General features: G+C 61.1%; 22 protein-coding genes. 19 read left to right on the plus strand and 3 right to left on the minus strand.

All coding sequences use genetic code 11. The annotated features are described in order from the left end of the window. The 3 genes from B3V69_RS12955 to B3V69_RS12965 form a co-directional block, all read right to left on the minus strand. On the minus strand, positions 1 to 686 hold a 686-nt coding region (locus tag B3V69_RS12955), incomplete at its 3' end, for a glutathione S-transferase (protein WP_296447157.1). A gap of 54 nt (positions 687 to 740) precedes the next feature. Beyond that, positions 741 to 2,126 carry a heavy metal sensor histidine kinase gene (locus B3V69_RS12960; RefSeq protein WP_296447159.1) on the minus strand — a complete coding sequence of 462 codons (1,386 nt, stop codon included), beginning with the start codon at positions 2,124 to 2,126 and terminating at the stop codon, positions 741 to 743. Further along, a complete protein-coding gene (locus B3V69_RS12965; protein WP_296447161.1) occupies positions 2,123 to 2,806 on the minus strand; it encodes a heavy metal response regulator transcription factor in 684 nt (227 codons plus the stop codon). The genes B3V69_RS12960 and B3V69_RS12965 overlap by 4 nt, the downstream gene beginning before the upstream one ends. Before the next feature lie 376 nt (positions 2,807 to 3,182). Between B3V69_RS12965 and B3V69_RS12970 the strand changes: the two genes are divergently transcribed. From B3V69_RS12970 to B3V69_RS13060, 19 genes are all read left to right on the plus strand, one after another. Continuing rightward, the gene (locus B3V69_RS12970) at positions 3,183 to 3,554 is read left to right on the plus strand and encodes a hypothetical protein (RefSeq protein WP_296447162.1); all 372 of its coding nucleotides are present in this window, start codon (positions 3,183 to 3,185) and stop codon (positions 3,552 to 3,554) included. A gap of 74 nt (positions 3,555 to 3,628) precedes the next feature. After that, entirely contained in the window at positions 3,629 to 3,877 is a 249-nt protein-coding gene (locus tag B3V69_RS12975) for a flagellar hook-basal body complex protein FliE (RefSeq protein WP_296447164.1), read from the plus strand. Positions 3,878 to 3,921: 44 nt separating this feature from the next. Beyond that, complete coding sequence (locus B3V69_RS12980) at positions 3,922 to 4,440, plus strand: cupredoxin domain-containing protein (RefSeq protein WP_414707526.1); 519 nt, start codon at positions 3,922 to 3,924, stop codon at positions 4,438 to 4,440. 330 nt (positions 4,441 to 4,770) lie between these two features. Further along, positions 4,771 to 5,250 carry a hypothetical protein gene (locus B3V69_RS12985; RefSeq protein WP_296447167.1) on the plus strand — a complete coding sequence of 160 codons (480 nt, stop codon included), beginning with the start codon at positions 4,771 to 4,773 and terminating at the stop codon, positions 5,248 to 5,250. Between the two features lie 9 nt (positions 5,251 to 5,259). Then, positions 5,260 to 5,541, plus strand: a complete 282-nt coding sequence (locus B3V69_RS12990) for a DUF2933 domain-containing protein (RefSeq protein ID WP_296447169.1) — start codon at positions 5,260 to 5,262, stop codon at positions 5,539 to 5,541. Further along, positions 5,538 to 6,188, plus strand: coding sequence for a methyltransferase family protein (locus B3V69_RS12995; RefSeq protein WP_296447171.1), 651 nt, complete (start codon positions 5,538 to 5,540; stop codon positions 6,186 to 6,188). The genes B3V69_RS12990 and B3V69_RS12995 overlap by 4 nt, the downstream gene beginning before the upstream one ends. 26 nt (positions 6,189 to 6,214) lie before the next feature. Beyond that, entirely contained in the window at positions 6,215 to 7,090 is an 876-nt protein-coding gene (ppk2, locus tag B3V69_RS13000) for a polyphosphate kinase 2 (RefSeq protein WP_296447172.1), read from the plus strand. Positions 7,091 to 7,113: 23 nt separating this feature from the next. After that, complete coding sequence (locus B3V69_RS13005) at positions 7,114 to 9,501, plus strand: heavy metal translocating P-type ATPase (protein ID WP_296447175.1); 2,388 nt, start codon at positions 7,114 to 7,116, stop codon at positions 9,499 to 9,501. 111 nt (positions 9,502 to 9,612) lie between these two features. Next, positions 9,613 to 9,795 carry a YHS domain-containing protein gene (locus B3V69_RS13010; protein ID WP_296447177.1) on the plus strand — a complete coding sequence of 61 codons (183 nt, stop codon included), beginning with the start codon at positions 9,613 to 9,615 and terminating at the stop codon, positions 9,793 to 9,795. Between the two features lie 131 nt (positions 9,796 to 9,926). Continuing rightward, positions 9,927 to 10,535, plus strand: coding sequence for an L-2-amino-thiazoline-4-carboxylic acid hydrolase (locus tag B3V69_RS13015; protein WP_296447178.1), 609 nt, complete (start codon positions 9,927 to 9,929; stop codon positions 10,533 to 10,535). A gap of 173 nt (positions 10,536 to 10,708) precedes the next feature. Beyond that, positions 10,709 to 11,341: a LemA family protein gene (locus tag B3V69_RS13020; RefSeq protein WP_296447180.1), complete on the plus strand. Its 633-nt coding sequence runs from the start codon at positions 10,709 to 10,711 to the stop codon at positions 11,339 to 11,341. 35 nt (positions 11,342 to 11,376) lie between these two features. Then, a complete protein-coding gene (locus B3V69_RS13025; protein WP_296447181.1) occupies positions 11,377 to 12,192 on the plus strand; it encodes a TPM domain-containing protein in 816 nt (271 codons plus the stop codon). Between the two features lie 2 nt (positions 12,193 to 12,194). Further along, positions 12,195 to 12,692 (plus strand): TPM domain-containing protein, encoded by a 498-nt coding sequence (locus B3V69_RS13030; RefSeq protein WP_296447183.1) that lies wholly within the window; start codon positions 12,195 to 12,197, stop codon positions 12,690 to 12,692. Positions 12,693 to 12,863: 171 nt separating this feature from the next. Further along, positions 12,864 to 13,067, plus strand: coding sequence for a hypothetical protein (locus B3V69_RS13035; protein ID WP_296447185.1), 204 nt, complete (start codon positions 12,864 to 12,866; stop codon positions 13,065 to 13,067). Positions 13,068 to 13,157: 90 nt separating this feature from the next. Continuing rightward, complete coding sequence (locus B3V69_RS13040; RefSeq protein WP_296447188.1) at positions 13,158 to 13,607, plus strand: DUF302 domain-containing protein; 450 nt, start codon at positions 13,158 to 13,160, stop codon at positions 13,605 to 13,607. A gap of 100 nt (positions 13,608 to 13,707) precedes the next feature. After that, positions 13,708 to 15,795, plus strand: a complete 2,088-nt coding sequence (locus B3V69_RS13045; RefSeq protein WP_296447225.1) for a copper-transporting P-type ATPase — start codon at positions 13,708 to 13,710, stop codon at positions 15,793 to 15,795. Between the two features lie 91 nt (positions 15,796 to 15,886). Further along, a complete protein-coding gene (locus B3V69_RS13050; protein ID WP_296447190.1) occupies positions 15,887 to 16,234 on the plus strand; it encodes a copper-binding protein in 348 nt (115 codons plus the stop codon). 58 nt (positions 16,235 to 16,292) lie between these two features. After that, a complete protein-coding gene (locus B3V69_RS13055) occupies positions 16,293 to 17,567 on the plus strand; it encodes a TolC family protein (protein WP_296447192.1) in 1,275 nt (424 codons plus the stop codon). Continuing rightward, positions 17,564 to 19,162: an efflux RND transporter periplasmic adaptor subunit gene (locus B3V69_RS13060; RefSeq protein ID WP_296447193.1), complete on the plus strand. Its 1,599-nt coding sequence runs from the start codon at positions 17,564 to 17,566 to the stop codon at positions 19,160 to 19,162. The genes B3V69_RS13055 and B3V69_RS13060 overlap by 4 nt, the downstream gene beginning before the upstream one ends. Positions 19,163 to 19,169 lie beyond the last annotated feature (7 nt).

Consider the following 19,169-nt stretch of genomic DNA (forward strand, 5'->3'; position numbering starts at 1 on the left):
TTGAATGGAATGCGCCGTTCGCTGCGCAGATAGGCCGACACCCGGGCGTGCTGTGCAACCCGCTGGTGCAGCGCCCACACCAGCGGGGTTTTCTTCAAGGCGCGCTGCGTCGCCTTGGGGAATGCATAGCGCAGGCCCTCCACCAGCTGGAACAGCGACAGGTCGGCATAGCTCAGTCGCGCGCCCACCAGATGCTGGTCGCCTTTGGGGTTGCGCGCCAGCACGGCCTCCAGCCAGCCGAGGAATTTTGGCATGCGTTGGGTGCGAAATTCTTTCGCGGCCGTGGACGCTTCCTTTTTCTGGTCCTCGTAATACAGGCTCGTGCCTACCGGGTGGTGCGTGTTGTGCGCCTCGTCCACCGCGTCGGCAATCGTCAGCTGGATCTGATGCGTCCACAGGCGGTCGGCAACGCTTGCGCCCACCAGCTTGAGGCGCGGGCCCAGGTACAGCAGGATGGCGGCGGTCTGCCCGATCACTCGTTGGCCGTCCACCAGCAGCGGGCAGGCAAACGGCGGCCGCGCCACGGACTCGTCTTGCAGGTAGTGGAACAAGGTCGGCAGGCCCTGCCCGTTGGAGGCGTCACCCCGCGCGACATCCACATAAGGCGCGCCGGCCGCTTCCAGCGCCAGACGGACAAATTCGCCGCGACCCTGGATGCTGGGCCAGTAGAGGAGTTGGTAAGGCATGGCCGACTATAGTCACTGGCCCCGCTTCTCGCTTGACGGAGCGCAACTGCTGGCTTAGACGCAAGGCAGTATGATCGTGAACGTGGTCACACCGTCGATGGATGCGACCGAGATCGTGCCGCCGTGGGCGACGATGATGGATTTGGTGATGGCCAGTCCCAGGCCGGTGCCTTCACTGGAGCGTTGGCGCGACGGATCGACGCGGAAGAAACGGTCGAAGACCCGCTCCAAATAGTCTTGCGCAATGCCGTCGCCGGTGTTTTCCATGGCAATCGAGACCACGTCCGGGCCCGTGCTGATGCGCACGTGCACGGCGCTGTTGGCCGTCGAATGCCGCACCGCATTGGACAGCAGATTGCCCAGCGCCCGGCGCAACATGAGCCGGTCCGCAGTCACCTTGCCATCGCCGTCGAGCGTCAGCTGCAGCCCCTTGTCGTCGGCCACGGCATCGTAATACTCGAACAGGGCAAGAACCTCGGTCGCCAGATGGACGGTTTCCCGGCTCGGCACCACCAGGCCGTATTCGGCCTTGGCCAGCAGCAGCATGTCGGAGATCATGCGTGCCATGCGCTCGAACTCTTCGGCGTTCGATTCGAGAATGCCGCGGTAGGCGTCGGCCTCGCGCGGGCGCGACAGTGCGACCTGGGTTTGCGTCATCAGGTTGCTCACGGGCGTGCGCAACTCGTGCGCAATGTCGGAAGAAAAATCAGAGAGCCGGTGAAACGCTTCTTCCAGCCGCGCCAGCATCTCATTCAAGGATTGCGCGAGTTCGGCCAGTTCGACCGGCGCCGATTCCACCGCCAGGCGATAGCTCAGCTGCTGGGCGGTGACCGTTTGCGTTTGCTCGCGCATGGCGCGCAGCGGCGCCAGGCCGCGCCGGGCCGCTGCCCAACCCAAAAAACCGGTCAGTGCGGCGGCCCCGGCGACAAAGACCCACAGCGTTTGCAAAAAAGAATGCATGAACGCCTGATGGTGGGCGATGTCGGTGGCCACCGCTACAACCACCTTCTTCCCACCGTTGATGCCCGTGGGCAATTCCGCCGCGATGCCACGGTAGGTTTGCTCTCCCAGCGTCCAGAGCATGGGGCGATGCGGGGTTTGGGTAGCGCTGGCAGTCACCAGGTCGGGGGCGAAGTTGGCGTTCGGCGTGGCAAAGATGACGGCGTGATTGGCGCCGATGACCATCACCTCAAGGCCGTGGTGCCCAATCAGCGAGTGGTCCAGCTGTTGTGAAAGACCGTTGAGATCGTCTTGGGACTTCAACATTTCCAGGGCATGCCGGGTGAGTTCCATTTTGCCCACCAGAACTTCCATGTCCAGGTCCTCGAAGTGTTGCTCCACCGAGGAGGCGATCACGAACCCGAGCGCCAGCAGCACGGCCGACGAGGCGATGACGAACAGCAGCGTCAGCCGCCGGGTGATGGAGGTTCGTCCATTCAAGCGCAATCGGGATTCTCCAGAACGTAGCCCATGCCGCGCACGGTGCGGATGAGTTTGGGCTCAAAATTGTCGTCCAGCTTGACGCGCAGGCGGCGCATGGCGACCTCGATGACGTTGGTGTCGCTGTCGAAATTCATGTCCCACACTTGCGATGCGATGAGCGAGCGTGGCAGCACCTCGCCTTGTCGCCGCAGCAGCAATTCGAGCAAGGCAAATTCCTTGGCCGTCAGATCAATCCGCTTACCCGCGCGCGTGACGCGACGCCGCAGCAAATCAAGTTCCAGATCGGCCGCACCCAGAAACTCCGCCGCCTTGGCCTTGCTGCCGCGGCGCAATAGGGTGCGTACCCGGGCCAGCAACTCGGAAAAAGCAAAGGGTTTGACCAAATAGTCGTCGGCGCCGAGTTCCAAACCCTTGACGCGGTCATCCACATGGTCGCGGGCGCTCAGAAACAGCACCGGTGTGTCCTTGCCGGCCTTGCGGATGCCTTGCAAGACCGCCCAGCCGTCGATGCCAGGCAGCATCACATCAAGAATCGCGAGGTCATAGGCCTCGGTCAGCGCGTGATGCAGACCGTCCGTGCCGTCGCGCACCAGATCGACGACGAAGCCGGCTTCGACCAAACCCTGTTTCAGGTAGTCCCCGGTCTTGGGTTCGTCCTCAACAATGAGGATTCTCATGGCAGTTCCTAATCAGTTGGGGACAGAGCTTGCTCGCTGAGCGTAGCGCGGACTGTCCCGCAAAGTTCTATTGTTCATGTAACGTGGCCGCCATTCTGCGCTGCTTGGGCGACTGGGGACGCAGATAACAGCAATGTAATCTGACGGTCCGTGTTCTGTTGGGTGTGGATGTTGATGGTGTTTCATGTAAGGGCCGCGGCGCCGCTGAAAAAAATGCAAAGATGGATTGAACGCATCAAATGAAGATGGGTGACGCCAAGTAAGGTTACACAACGCTGACTGAAATGTCATAAATACGTCATCTCTTCGACGGTTTCATTTTCATATGATGCTCATGCCTCTTTTGAGAAATTCCTGTTACCAGTGGAGAACTGCCATGAATATGAATTGGAAATCGTTGCGGCGCATTGTCTCGGTGTTGCTGCTGGGCGTTGTGATAGCTGGCTGCGCTTCGGGTCCGAACGCACCATCGCCTGAACTGCGGCAGCGGATCGAGGCCGCACGCACCCGCGGCGATCACGAGGCATTGGTCACCTACTACGACCGGGAAGCCACTGTGGCCCGCGCCAGTGCCGCTGAACATCGCAAGATGGCCAAGAGCTACCAGGGGATGTCCACGGGCGGACGAGGCGGCTCCAGCATGCCGGTCCACTGCAATTCCATCGTCAGCCTGTACGAGAGCATGGCGACCGAATACGAGGGTTTGGCAGCGGGCCATCGACAAATGGCGGCTAGTGCGCAGCCCTGAAGGCGAACTGGTAGCCATGCCGTTTGCTCGTGCGTGCGTGACATGAACTGCTCTTGCGCAGAAAGACACATGACATGAGCGTTCCAACGAAACCCGTTGATTTCATCCGCCCGCTTGCTGGCATAAGCCAACCGCTGGGTAAAAGCTCCGGCGCTCAGGGAACAGGATTTCAGGATGTGCTGGTGCAGGCATTGCAAACGACGAGTGCTCTGCAAAAGGAATCTGGACGGCTTTCCAAGGATTTTCAGCTGGAAAACTCGACGGCAAGTCTTGAGGAAACCATACTGGTCGGCGTCAAATCGAACATTGCATTTTCGTCGTGAGTTTTCTTCTCACGATTTGCCCAACGTGATGACACGAGGATTCCATGAAATTACACAAGCTTCTGATCGCCATACCCGGTATTTTGCTAGCCATGACCGCCATGACCGCCATGGCCTCTGGCAATCACGCAGGGGGTCATGACAAAGCGCTGATCGGCAAGCCCGGTGTCGCATCCAAAGTCGCGCGTACCGTCATCGTCACTATGACGGACGACATGCGCTTCCACGCGTCAACGTTCAATGTCAAGCAGGGTGAAACCATCCGCTTTATTGTCAAAAACACCGGCCAGCTTAAGCACGAGATGGTGCTGGGCACTGAAAAGGAACTCAAGGAACATGCCGAAGTGATGAAGAAATATCCGGCGATGGAGCATGCCGACGCCAACATGGTCACGGTAGCGCCGGGCATGAGCGGCGAGATCATCTGGCGGTTCACCAAGGCGGGCAAGGTTGATTTTGCCTGCCTGCAGCCGGGGCACTACGACGCCGGTATGAAGGGGGTGATCAAAATTTCCGCGAATAAAGTGAACAACAAGGAGCAGGGTCATGCCCGCAACCATTAATCAATGAAGCAACCGGTCATCTTCCTATTCCCAGGGAGCGGTCCGCAAGATCGACCAAGACCGCCAAGCAGGTGCATTAGTGGCCCCAGACCTTGTGGAATATGCGTGGTCTGCTATCTATTTTGCAGCTAATGGTCGCTACTCGTCTGACCGGCCGCCTTTTTGCGCTGCTCATGCGCCTGTGCGGCGCAGATAACAGGAATGTAATCTTTGGGTCATCATTCTGTTAAGGCTAGGCCAGCAAACTGTGATTAAACAGGTCCCCAAAGATTGGCCCCACCCATTTTGTTGCTCGGGGGTCGGCAACCCGCTGATTAAAGGAGTACCACGATGAAAAACCTAGCCATGACAGCCCTTGCGACTGCACTCGCGTTTGCCACGCCGGCGTTCGCAGACGATGCGCACCATCCGGAGGCAGCGCCGGGGGCCAAGGCCGTGTCCACCCAACCAGCGGCCAAGAACCCCGCCCAGACGGTTCAGAAGATGCAGGACAACGTCAAGAAGATGCAGCCCCAACTGGACCGCATCGCGAAGGCGAAGACGGATGAAGAGCGGCAAAAGGCGATGGCCGAGCACATGAAAACCATGCAGGAGAACATGCAGATGGTCCGCGGCATGCAGGCTGACACCATGGGCTGCCCCATGATGGAAGGCGGCATGATGGGCAAGGGTGGCATGGGCATGATGGCGCACGGCGCCCAGCCAGACGGCGCGCCGGATCACATGCAGCAGATGGAAAAGCGCATGGAGATGATGCAGGACATGATGAAGACGATGATGGAGCGCATGCCAGCGCCAGCTGCCAAGTAAGGACTCATCATGAACCATGAGCATGGAGAATCTGAGACACCGCCCGGTTTCTGGACTTCCCGCTACGCGATTGGTTTGATTGTTATCGGGGCCGTCGCGGGCTACTTCCTGTTGACAGAGCATCGCGCTCACTTGTTCGGCGCGCTGCCGTTTCTGCTGCTGTTGGCCTGCCCGCTGATGCATGTCTTCATGCATCACGGTCACGGTGCTCATGGTCATCACCATGGTCCAGGCGAACCTCAAGCCGGGCCGGACAAGCCAGACCAGGCGAAACAAGGGACTCCATCATGAGCCACGACCAGCCGGCCTACGGGCTCTGGACGCTCGTCGTTCTTAACTCGGCAATTTTCATCATGTTCGCCTACAGCTTTTTCAAGCCGGCAACGGCGCGAGACTGGCGAACCTTCAGCGCATTCTCCGCGTTTATCGTGGCTTTGTTTGTCGAGATGTACGGGTTCCCGTTGACCATCTACCTGCTGTCGGGATGGCTGCAGACCAAGTATCCGGGCCTGGACATCCTGTCCCATGATGCGGGGCATTTGTGGTCGACCTTGTTGGGCGAAAAAGGAGACCCCCACTTTGGTGTCTTGCATATTGCCAGTTACATCTTCCTGGCCTGTGGCTTCATTCTGCTGTCCAGTGCGTGGAATGTCCTGTACCACGCGCAACGCCGGGATGCGCTCGCTGTCGCCGGACCTTATGCCGTGATTCGACATCCGCAGTACGTCGCCTTCGTGCTCATCCTGCTTGGCTTCCTGCTGCAATGGCCGACGCTGCTCACGCTGCTGATGTTCCCGATCCTGCTGGTCATGTATGCGCGCCTCGCGATCACGGAAGAGGCCGAGATGCGCAAGCGATTCGGCGCCGAGTTCGAAGCCTACGCAGCGCGTACGCCACGCTTTCTGCCGTCATGGCGAAAGCCAACGCCAGTCGTTTAAGAGCATGTGGACGACCAGGCCCAGCTATGAGCAAGAAGAACCCCAAGGACAAGCCCAGCAAGGGCAACCACCCGGCGGCGGCCAAGGGTGATGGTGGCGCGCCGGTTGCGTTCACCACCGGCGAATGGCCAGCGAAACCCTCGATCTCGCGCGAGGACTATGACGCACAGCTGCACATTCTCCAAGTCGAGCTGGTCAAGCTGCAGCGGCATTTCATAGGTTGCGGCGACAAAATCCTCATACTACTGGAAGGCCGCGACGCCGCTGGCAAGGACGGCAGCATCAAGCGTATCGTGGAATACCTTAGCCCCCGGGAGACCCGCGTGGTTGCTATGGGCAAGCCATCCGACCGAGAACGCAGTGGCTGGTACTTCCAGCGCTATGTCGCCCAACTCCCAGTCGCCGAAGAACTCGTTTTGTTCAATCGAAGTTGGTACAACCGCGCGGGTGTCGAGCATGTGATGGGCTTTTGCTCCAAGGAGGAGCACGAAAAGTTCATGCAGTCGGTGCCGAAGTTCGAGGAGATGCTGGCCAACTCGGGCATCAAGCTGCTGAAATACTACCTCGATATCAGCAAGGACGAGCAGATACGGCGTCTGGCCGACCGTGCGCGCGATCCGCTCAAGCAGTGGAAGTCCAGCCCGATCGACGCGGTGGCAGTCAAACACTGGAAAGCATACTCCGCCGCGCGTGACACGATGCTGCTGCGAACACATACCGCTGTCGCCCCATGGCACATCGTGCGCGCGGACGACAAGCGCCTCGCGCGCCTCAATCTGATGCGCGACATCCTGTCTCGGCTGCACTACGCCGGCAAGAAAATAAAACTCGTCCAGCCTGAACCGGACATCGCGTTCGAATTTACGCCGGATTGCATCGCCGCCAAGCAATTGGCACGCTGAATCCCGCCTGCCAAGGAGCAATCATGAAAACAAGCACTGTCGAAGTTGGCGAGCTGGTTTCCACCCTGAGTGCGGTGGGCGTCCAGCGGCAGCTATCGACGCTCCCCGGCGTTCATCACGCCGAAGTGAACTACGTCGCCGGCAGCGCCACCGTGCACTATGACGAAGCGCGAACCACCCTTGAAGCCATCCGGCAGCGCGTGGTCGATTGCGGTTACCACTGCCGCGGTGAACTCCTACCCGCCCATGTCTGCGATCCGGTGGACCACAAGACGACCGGAGATTCCCATGCAGACCACGCCGGTCATGGCTCGCACGGAGGGCACGTCGACTCGTCAGCCGACCACAAGACGCACGATAAGGCCGACATGATGCATGACATGGGCCATGCGCCAGGCATGTCTATGCAGGATATGGCAAGCGACATGCGCAACCGCTTCCTGGTGGCTCTGGTGTTTGCTGTTCCGGTCTTCCTGTACTCGCCGATGGGCAAGATGTTCGGCGACTTTCCGACGCCTTTCGGTCTGGATCGCAAACTCTTCCTCTTCATTGTCGCCACCGGTGCCATCGCCTATCCCGTATGGCCCTTCCTGGTCGCCGCCTGGCGGGCTGCCCGCAACAAGGTTGCCAACATGGCGACGCTGATCGTTCTCTCCGTTGGCACCGGCTATGTCTTCAGCGTGGGCGCCACCTTCTTCTACGAAGGGGAGGTGTTCTATGAAGCATCGGCCGTGTTGCTGGTGTTCATTCTGCTGGGCCACTGGTTGGAAATGCGTGCCCGCGCCGGTGCGTCGGACGCGATACGCGCGCTGATGGACCTGGCTCCGCCGATGGCCACGGTCATGCGCGGCGGCATCGAAACCAAGGTGCCTACTGCGGAGGTCGTCGCCGGAGAGATCGTCGTCATCAAGCCAGGCGACAAAATTCCGGTAGACGGCGAGATCACTGAAGGCAGCTCGCAAGTCGACGAGTCCATGTTGACCGGCGAATCGATGCCGGTCAAGAAGGTGCCTGGCAATCCCGTCATCGGCGCCACCATCAACAAGAGCGGCAGCTTTCGCTACAAGGCGACCAAGGTCGGTGCCGACACGGCGCTGGCGCAGATTGTCAAATTGGTCCAGGAAGCGCAGAACTCCAAGGCACCAGGCCAACTGCTGGCCGATCAGGCTTCGCAGTGGCTGGTGCTGGCAGCCATTGCCGCTGGGCTGCTCACCTTCGGCGTGTGGTTTTGGGTCATCGGCCAGCCCTTGCTGTTCGCGCTGACCCTGACGATCACGGTGTTCGTGATCGCCTGTCCCGACGCGCTTGGATTGGCCACGCCGATGGCCATCATGGTCGGCACCGGGCTGGGGGCGATGAATGGCATCTTGTTCAAGAACGCCGCGGCACTGGAGAACGCCACCAAGCTGACCGTTATTGTCTTCGACAAGACCGGCACGCTCACACTCGGGCAGCCCGAAGTGGTCGAGGTGGTGACGGCCCCTGGCGTCAGCGAAGCGCAGTTGCTGGCCGCCGCGGCAGCCGTCGAGAAGTTCTCGGAGCATCCGCTGGCGCAGGCGGTTCTCAAGCGCGCCGGCTCCGCCCCCACCGACGTCGCCACGGGCTTCAGCAATATCGATGGGCAGGGGGCGCGAGCCAACATCGGCGCAGATGTGGTTTTGCTGGGCAACCGCAAGCTGCTGCAGTCCGAAAACGTGAACCTCGATGCACTGGCGGCAGAGGCCGCCAGGCTCGAAGGCGGTGGTCGCACGGTGGTCCATGTCGCCCGCGCGGGCAAGCTCATCGGCCTCATCGCCATCGCAGACGCGGTGCGCCCGACGTCGAAGGCGACGATCGCCAAGCTGCAGGAGCGGGGGGTCAAGGTGGCCATGCTGACCGGTGACAACCAGGCCACGGCCGAGCGCATTGGGAAGGAACTGGGCATCGACATCGTGCTGGCCGATGTGTTGCCCGGCCAGAAGGCGGCCAAGATCAAGGAACTGCAGGACCAGGGAAACAAGGTCGGCATGGTCGGCGACGGCATCAACGATGCACCGGCCCTGACCCAGGCGGACGTGGGATTTGCGATCGGCGCGGGCACCGACGTGGCAATGGAAAGCGCTCAGGTCGTGCTAATGAAGAGTGACCCTTACGACATCGTTGGCGCCATCGAACTGTCGCGCGCCACGCTGCGCAAGATGCACCAAAACCTGTGGTGGGCGGTGGGCTACAACGTGATCGCCTTCCCGCTGGCGGCAGGTGTCTTTTATCCCTTCACCTTGTCCCCGGAAATTGCTGCACTGTCGATGTCGGGCAGTTCAGCAGTCGTGGCCATCAATGCGCTGATGCTCAAACGGACCAAGCTCGCCGGCATCAGACAAGCGGGATCACACGGCGCGCCGGTGGTCGCCGCGCAGGGTAGGGTAGGGTAAGGTAAAGCTGTACTGCAGATAAGTTTGTACCGGTTCCGGATCGGTTGCCCCCGGAGTCGACTCTGCAACACCATGGTGGCAACCATTGGCATGATGATATGGAGGTGGAACATGATGATCGATCCAGTATGCAAGATGAAGGTGGAGCCAGACAAGGCAGCGGCTAAGGAAGAACATGCCGGGCAGATCTATTATTTTTGCTCGGAAATATGTCACAAGTCGTTTGTCGCTGAACCGGAAAAGTACATCAGCGGTGGCGCACCGGCCGACCACGCGTGCTGCGGTGGGCACTGACAGGTAAGGCTGGCCAGACCTTCGCCGGATCAGAGCAGATGCCACAGCGTGCATCAAAGCGACGACAGACGAACCGCCATGCGCAAGCCAACACAGGGGAAACTCAAATGACCATAACGCCGCAATTTGACATGAAGAAGGTCACCACACCGCTATTGCTTCATATGCTGGGCCAGGAGCTGCGATTTCCGAGACTATTTCTTCTACAACGCAAGCTCACGCTGAATCGTTTCAAAAAGACGATAGACCCACGGTTTCCTCGCGAGCTGATCGATCTGGCGGCGTTACCGGCTTGGGTCTATTTGAATCTCAAGGAGAAAATAGGCCAACGCAAGGCGTTCGAGATCATGCGTGTCGCACTGTTGACGGGCGGCACGGCGGCGCAGAACCTGCAGTTCGATACCGTTCACAAGGAACGGAACTTCCGGAATTTCGCGGATCTGGAGCTAGAGAACAACCGCACTGGCCTGGTTCGCTGGAATAAGATGGAAGTCGTGGAACGTACGGATCGGCGGTTCGAGATCAAGATCACGCGCTGCATGTTCCATGAATTTGCGGTCCACCTGGGCATTCCCGAGATGACGCCCATTGTCTGCCAGATCGATAACGCGATGTTCAATTCCTACCTACCCGACGAAATGACGTTTGATCGCGGTGGCATGGGGCGCCGGATTTCGGATGGCCAGAACGAATGCAATTTCGTCTGGGAATTGCGCCAGCGGCCGCAACCGCTCGCGTAAGGACGGTTTGGTCTGAATCCTGCGTGAGCCGCCCCTGGTGGGCAAGTTTTCAAGAGGACTCGAACGGAGATGAATAGGGCCACCATCAATCCCGTGGAGGCTGGCGCCGCACAGGAACTGGACACCTACCCACCTTCGCACTAGCATCGCTGAACTTTAACGGAGAAATCGACATGCGCAAATTGCTTACTTTACTTTTGGCATTGCTGGCGCTTGGCCTGGGCGGCTGCGGCTACAACACATTTCAAACCACGGACGAGCAAGTCAAGGCGAGTTGGTCGGAGGTCGTCAACCAGTACCAGCGCCGCGCGGACCTGGTCCCCAATCTCGTCAACACCGTCAAGGGCGAGGCGAAGTTCGAGCAGGACACCCTGACCAAGGTGATCGAAGCGCGCTCAAAAGCCACCTCCATCCAGGCCACACCGGAACTGATTAACGACCCGGCGGCATTCCAGAAATTCCAGCAAGCGCAGGGTGAGTTGACGGGGGCGCTGTCGAGGCTGATGGTGGTTTCAGAGAACTATCCGACCCTCAGAGCCAACCAGGGTTTCCGGGACCTGCAGGCCCAGTTGGAAGGGACCGAGAACCGCATCACGGTGGCGCGCAACCGCTACATCAAGTCGGTGCAGGACTACAACGTGACGGTGCGATCCTTTCCCTCCAATTTGACCGCAATGGTGTTTGGGTACAAGCAAAAGGCCAACTTCACGGTTGACAACGAAAAGGAAATCTCCAGGCCGCCGAGCGTCAGCTTTGACGCCGCACCCGTGCAGCCCAAAGACGGTGCGTCAGGAGCGGCCAAGTGATCACACCGAGGACTGCGAGAGGGGTAGCCAGAGCTTTGCTGCTTGCCGTCACGCTTTGCTGGGCCTTCTTTGCCGGGGCACAGGTTTCCGTTCCGCCCTTGAGAGGGCATGTCACCGACCAGACCGGCACCCTCACCGAAGAGCAGAAGGCCTCCCTGGAGCAAACCTTGACCGCGCTTGAGGCCAGGAAAGGCAGTCAGTTGGCTGTCCTGATGCTGGCGTCGACAGCGCCGCAAGCCATCGAACAATACGCCTTGCGTGTTGCGGAGCAATGGAAGCTCGGCCGAAAGAAGGTCGACGACGGCGCCATCCTGGTCGTTGCCAAAGACGACCGTACGGTGCGTATCGAGGTGGGATACGGCCTGGAGGGGGCGCTCAACGATGCCACCAGCAAGCGCATCATCAGCGAAACCATCGTGCCGCGATTCAAGAGCCAAGACTTCTATGGCGGCATTGCGGCCGGAATAGGGCAAATCATCCGTGTCATTGATGGCGAGCCCCTACCGGAACCCGCCCGTCAGCCTGCGGGAAACATCGGGGATGTTCGTCAGTACGCACCCATTCTCTTCATTCTCGCCCTTGCGGTGGGTGGCGTGCTGCGCGCCGCATTGGGCCGAGTCCCTGGCGCGCTGGTCGCTGGCGGCGCTGTAGCGGTAATTGCCTGGTTCTTTGTGGGCGCCCTATCCATCGCGTTGGTCGCTGGGGTGATCGCGCTATTCGTTACGCTGCTGGGTGGTGGCATGGGCGGGCGTGGACTTGGCGGTTACTACGGCGGAGGTGGCCGAGGCAGTGGTGGCTTCAGCGGCGGCGGCGGAGGTTTCGGTGGCGGCGGTGCGTCGGGGAGATGGTAGTCATGGATATCAAACGCATTGTGAGACATTTGCTGGCGACCCGTGGACAGGTCAGACGGGCCTTTTCCCGCAGCACCTTGATGATGATCGAGAAAACGATCAAAGCCAGCGAGACCGCCCATGTCGGAGAAATCCGTTTCGCGGTGGAGGGTGCGCTGGACGGCGTGCCACTGTTCAAGGGGCAGTCGGCCAGAGCGCGCGCGATTGAAGTTTTTTCGCAACTGCGCGTGTGGGACACGCAACACAACAATGGCTTGCTGATTTACGTGCTGCTCGCCGATCGGGCGGTGGAGATTGTTGCTGATCGCGGGATTGACGCCAAGGTGAGCGCGCAAGAATGGAACAAAGTGTGTCACCAGATGGAGGCCGCCTTCAAACAAGCGAACTATGAAGGTGGCGTGGTCAGCGGCGTGCAGGCGGTGACGCAGCATTTGGTGGAACATTTTCCCGCTGACGGTCGCAGCCGCAATGAATTGCCGGACAAACCGGTGCTGCTCTGAGGCCAGCAACGACGGACCGGGTGATGCGTAGGGTCTGGGTGAGAGCTGGTCCCGCTTTCTGGAACAGTATTCCCCGATTTGTTTCGTTTCAGCAAGGGTGTGTGTGATGCCGCACAGACGTTGGCAGGACGCCCACGTAAATTGACTTCGATGTTTTACCGGAGAAAATTTATGAAGACCTTGCTTTCTATGGCTGCTGGCATGACATCGCTGCTTAGCAGCGGCGCCTCGTTCGCGCAAAACGGAAACATGATGAACGGCGGCACATGGGGTGTCGGTTCGATGGGCGAATACGGCGGGATATGGGTGCCGATTTTGCTTGTCATCGTGGTTGTCGGCTTCGTCGCATGGATCGTCAAGCGAGGCGGCAAGTAATACGGCGCCCGACCTGACGCCAAGCTCAAACACGCGAGCTGCCTCATGAGACGCAGCTCGGGCAATTAACAATTCTGGAAGGAACTGACCATGACCCCTAGCGACCGAACATCAACACCCCCCGCGAGCGACGCAAGGCCTGCATCCACGCCCTACGGATTTCACGCCCATCTTGGCAAGACCGACTTCACCGCTGCGGTTGAGCGCGTGACTGCCGCCCTGAAGACGGAGGGTTTCGGCGTCTTGACCGAGATCGACGTGCAGGCGACGATGAAGAACAAGTTGAACATCGACGTTCCAGCGCATCGCATTCTGGGCGCCTGCAACCCGCCGCTGGCGCACCGCGCGCTGACGGCGGAACCCGATATCGGCCTGCTGCTGCCGTGCAATGTTGCAGTGCGCCAGGATGGCGGCGGCGAGGTGACGGTCGGCTTCATCGACCCGATAGCGATGCTGCAAATGACCGACAACCCGGAGGTGGCCCGGGTGGCGCAAGAGGCCCGCGAACGGCTGCAGCGGGTGTGCGCCGCCCTGGCCTGAAAAGAACAAGTCCATGAACACTGCCAGTACCACCGGCGCCGGCAGTCTTTCAAGCCCCCCGTCGGTCGCCGATGCGGGGGGCACGATCTACACCTGTCCGATGCACCCGGAGGTCCGTCAAGACCATCCCGGCAACTGCCCCAAGTGCGGCATGACGCTGGAGCCGATACTGCCTGAGCTGGGGGACGACGACAACCCCGAGTTACGTGATTTCCAGCGCCGTTTCTGGTGGACCTTGCCGCTGACTGCCATCGTCTTCGTGCTCGCCATGTTCGGCCACCGACTGCAATGGATGGACATGGCAGTGCAGAGCTGGGTCGAACTGGTCATCGCGACGCCCATCGTGTTGTGGGCCGGTTGGCCCTTCTTCGTTCGCGGCTGGCAGTCGGTGGTGAATCACAGCCCCAATATGTGGACCCTGATCGGGCTTGGCACCGGTGCCGCATTCGTCTACAGCGTGGTGGCGACCGTGGCGCCGCAGGTATTTCCGGCCTCCTTCGTCTCGATGGGTCGGGTCGCCGTCTATTTTGAAGCGGCGGCCGTGATCATCTCGCTCACCTTGCTGGGCCAGATGCTGGAGCTCAAGGCCCGGTCACAGACATCAGCCGCCATCAAGTCCTTGCTCGGTCTGGCCCCCAAGACCGCCCGGCGCATCCGTGACGACGGCGGCGAAGAAGACGTACCCCTGAGCGATGTGCATATTGATGACAAATTGCGCATCCGCCCCGGCGAGAAAGTGCCGGTCGACGGCGTGGTGGTCGAAGGCAGCAGTGCGGTCGATGAGTCCATGCTGACGGGTGAACCGTTGCCGGTGACCAAGCGTGTGGGGGACAAAGTGATCGGCGCGACACTCAACACCAGTGGCGCCTTGGTGATGCGGTCCGAGCGGGTTGGCGCCAGCACGGTACTCGCGCAAATCGTGCAGATGGTGGCACAAGCCCAGCGTTCCAGGGCTCCGATGCAGCGCATGGCTGACCTGGTGGCGGGCTACTTTGTCATGACCGTCGTGGCCATCGCCGCGCTGACTTTCTTGGCGTGGGGATTGTTTGGGCCCGAGCCCAGTTGGGTCTTCGGCCTGATCAATGCAGTCGCGGTTCTGATCATCGCCTGTCCTTGCGCCCTGGGCCTGGCCACGCCCATGTCCATCATGGTGGCCACCGGTCTGGGTGCCACTCGGGGCGTGCTGTTTCGCGATGCCGCCGCCATCGAAAACCTGCGCAAGATTGACACCCTCATCATCGACAAGACCGGCACGCTGACCGAGGGCCGCCCGGCGTTTGACCGTGCCGTTCCCGCCCCAGGCTTTGAGGCCGATGAAGTATTGCGCCTGGCCGCAAGCCTGGACCAGGGCAGCGAGCACCCGCTGGCCGAAACAATAGTGCGCGCCGCCCGGGAGCGCGGCATGACACTGGACAAACCCGAGAACTTCGAGTCCGGGTCGGGTATTGGTGTGCGCGGGCAGGTCGCAGGGCGGCAGCTGGCGCTGGGCAATACCACGCTGATGCAGCAGATCGGCGTCTCGGTTGCGCCCCTGGTGTCACAGGCCGAGGCCTTGCGCGCCGAAGGTGCCAGCGTGATGCATCTGGCCGTTGATGGGCAATTGGCAGGCCTGCTCGCCGTATCCGATCCGATCAAGCCCAGTACGCCCGAAGCCTTGGCGACCCTGAAAGCGGCCGGCCTGCGCATCGTGATGGCCACCGGTGACGGCCTGACCACGGCCAAGGCGATCGGCGCCCGTCTGGGCATCGACGAGGTGCATGGGGAAGTCAAACCGGCGGACAAGCTGCTGCTGGTCGAACGACTGCAGAAGGAAGGCCGCATCGTGGCAATGGCCGGGGACGGCATCAACGATGCACCAGCGCTGGCCAAAGCCGATGTCGGCGTCGCCATGGGGACCGGGACCGATGTCGCGATGAACAGCGCACAGCTGACACTGGTCAAGGGTGACTTGCGCGGGATCGCCATCGCGCGGGCCTTGTCGGAAGCCACCGTCGCCAACATGAAACAGAACTTGCTGTTTGCCCTCCTGTACAACACGCTGGGAATCCCCGTCGCAGCCGGCGTGCTGTACCCGCTGACGGGCTGGCTGCTGTCGCCGATGATCGCGGCCCTGGCCATGAGCTTCAGTTCCGTGTCGGTGATCGGCAATGCACTGCGCCTGCGCCGCAACGGCAAGTTGGCAAGCTGAAAATAACAAAAATGTAATTTGGCGGTCAGCTAGCCGTCGGGGCGAGTCGTGCAAACTGTGCTCATTGCATCCAACCCCAGGAGAAAACCCCATGAGGACTTTCATTGCCCCCGCGCTCATCGTGCTGGCCAGCGCCGGCTTTTCCATGCAGGCCATGGCCCAAACAGACCACAGCCCTCACGGCGGCCCCGCCGCGATGCAGATGGCCGCCGCCGAAACGCCGCTGGCCGAGGGCGTGGTGAAGAAAATCGACAAGTCCACGGGACGGGTCACCTTGTCGCACGGTCCCCTGCCCAGCGGCATGCCGGCAATGACCATGGCCTACCGCGTCAAGGATGTGGCCTGGCTCGATCAAATGAAGGAAGGACAGAAAATCCGCTTTGCCACCGACCCCGCCAGCGGCGGCATGACGGTGGTGCGCTTCGAGCCGGTAAAGTAAGTCACCCAGGCTCGCCGACCTGGCCGGCCGGATTCGGACAATCAACAGGGACTTTCGCATGACATCTATTCAAAACCCCAGGGGCTTCTTGCTCGCGGCGGTTGCCAGTGTTTGCTGCGTCGCCGCCGCAGCGCAGGAAACGCCACCCGGGGCAGATGTGCAATCGCTGCTCGCGATCGCCAGGGAAAGAAATCCGGAATACAGCGGCATGCGCTACGAGGCGCAGGCCGCGGCCGAGCGGGTGACGCCGGCCGGCGCCTTGCCCGACCCCAAACTCCGCGTCGAGCTGATGGACATCACCAAGGCCGGTGAGCAGAACCCGACCCTGTTGCCCAACCAGGTGGGCAGTACACGCTACACCTTGATGCAGGACGTGCCCTGGTTTGGCAAGCGCGATCTCAGGCGCGACATCGCCGCACTGGAGGCCGAAAGCGCCGAAGGGCGTGCGCTGGGCACCTGGGCCGAGTTGTCTGCGCGCATCAAGTCTGCCTACGCGCAGTTTTACTACCTGCACCAGAGCGAACGCTTGACGACCGAAATACTGGACCTGATGGCGCGTCTGGAACAAGTGGCGCAGTCGCGCTACGCCGGTGGTCTGGCGGTGCAGCAGGATGTCATTCGCGCGCAAGTCGAGCAGAGCAATATGCGCAATGAGTTCATCGCGCTGGAGAACGAGCGGCGCATGGTCCAGGCGCGCTTGAATGCCTTGCTCGCCCGTCCCGCCAACGCGGCACTGGCGCCACCGGAGCGCTTGCGCCCCATGCCGCCCGCCACGCGACTGGCATACGGCGCTCTGGAAGAGCGCGTGCGTGGCCACAATCCGCAGCTATTTTCGGAAGACGCCAAACTCAAGGCGGCCGAGAAAACGCGCGAGCTGACCTACAAGAACCGCTATCCGGATTTCAATGTCAGCGTGGCCCCGGTCCAGTACGGCAGCGCGATCAAGGAATGGGGCCTGATGGTGGAGCTCAACATCCCCCTGCAGCAATCCTCACGCCGTTCGCAGGAACGCGAAGCCGAGGCCATGTTGTCGGCCGCCCGCGTGCGCCGGGAAGCGGCGGCGAATCAGGTACTGAGTGAGCTGGCGGAAAACCTGTCGGGACTCGACGCCGCCCGCCGCACCGAAATGACGACTACGACCAGCCTGCTGCCGCAGTCGGAGCTCACCTTCAAGTCCGCGCTGGCCAGCTATGAAAACACCAAGGTCGATTTCGCCACGCTGCTGGACGCCCAGCGCCAGATCCGACAAGCCAAACAAAACCAGATCAAGGCCCAAATGGAGGCTCAAATCCGTCTCGCCGAAATCGAAAAATTAATAGGGGAAGATCTATGAAGCAGGGCACGGGAATTGCCGTGGGCGTCATCACGGTGGCGCTGCTCGCCGCCGGTGGTGGCTACTGGTTGGGCAACCGGGGCGCCACAACGCACGGTGGAGTCAGTTCAGCGGTGGCGGCCAGCGCCGCCAGTGCGACCGGTGGCAACGGACAACAGGAGCGAAAACTCCTTTATTACCGCAACCCGATGGGCCTGCCCGATACCTCGCCGGTTCCGAAAAAAGACCCCATGGGTATGGACTACATCGCGGTCTACAGCGGTGAAGAGGATAACGATCCCGCAGCCGCCAGGCAGATCAAGATCAGCACCGACAAGGTTCAAAAACTAGGCGTGCGCACCGAAGCCGCCCAGCTGCGCGTGCTGGACCGGGCCGTCCGCGCGGCCGGCCGCATCGAGCCCGATGAACGCCGTCTTTTCTCCATTGCCCCCAAATTCGAAGGCTATGTTGAGCGCCTGCATGTGAACGTCACCGGCCAGCCGGTCGGTCGCGGCCAGCCGCTGTTCGAGGTCTACAGCCCGGAGCTGGTGTCGGCCCAGCGCGAATACGCGATTGCCGCGCAAGGCGTGGAATCGCTCAAGGAGGCGGGCAGCCCGGCCCAGTCCGGCATGAAGCAGCTGGCCGAATCCAGCCTGCAACGCCTCAAGAACTGGGATATTTCGGAAGAACAGATCAAGGCGCTGGCCAAATCCGGTGAGTCCAGGCGAACCCTGACCTTTCGCTCGCCGGTGGCTGGCATCGTGATTGAGAAAAAGGCGGTGCAGGGCATGCGCTTCATGCCTGGAGAGGCGCTCTACCAGATTGCGGATCTCTCCGCTGTGTGGGTCGTCGCCGACGTCTTCGAGCAGGACATCGCCCTGGTCAAATCCGGTGCCAAGGCCAAGGTCAAAATCTACGCTTACCCGGACAAGCTGTTCGAGGGCCGCGTGACCTACGTCTATCCGACCCTCAAAGCCGAGACGCGCACCGTGGCGGTGCGGGTCGAACTCGCTAACCCCGGCCTGTTGCTCAAACCCGGCATGTTCGCCCAGGTGGAATTGTCGGCCTCCAGCAAAGGCACGGTGGTCACCGTACCGGCTTCCGCGGTCATCGATAGCGGCACGCGCCAGATGGTCCTGATCAGCCAAGGCGAGGGCCGCTTCGAGCCGCGAGAGGTCAAGCTGGGCTCCCGCAACGACAACTACGTGGAAGTCCTGGACGGCGTGAAGGACGGCGACAAAGTGGTGGTGGCGGCCAACTTCCTGATCGATGCCGAGAGCAATCTCAAGGCGGCGGTCGGTGGTTTTGGCAGCTCGGCCCCCGTAGCGGCCCCGGCCGCGTCAGCCGCGCCCGCCGGGAAAACGTCCGGCCACCATGCTGAAGGGACGGTCGACAGCATAGACGCCAAGGCCGGCACGGTTAGTCTCTCGCACGGCCCGGTGGCCAGCCTCAAGTGGCCGGCCATGACCATGGAGTTCAAGGCCGCCAACGACGCCCTGCTCAAGGACTTGAAGCCGGGTGCCAAAGTCGCCGTCGAGTTCGTCGAGCGTCAGCCCGGTGAATGGGTCATCACCAGCGTCAAACCGCTGGCGGCTACGGCGCCCGCCGGTCACTGACCGGTAC

This window comes from Rhodoferax sp. UBA5149 (assembly GCF_002413825.1).
GTDB lineage: Bacteria > Pseudomonadota > Gammaproteobacteria > Burkholderiales > Burkholderiaceae_C > Rhodoferax.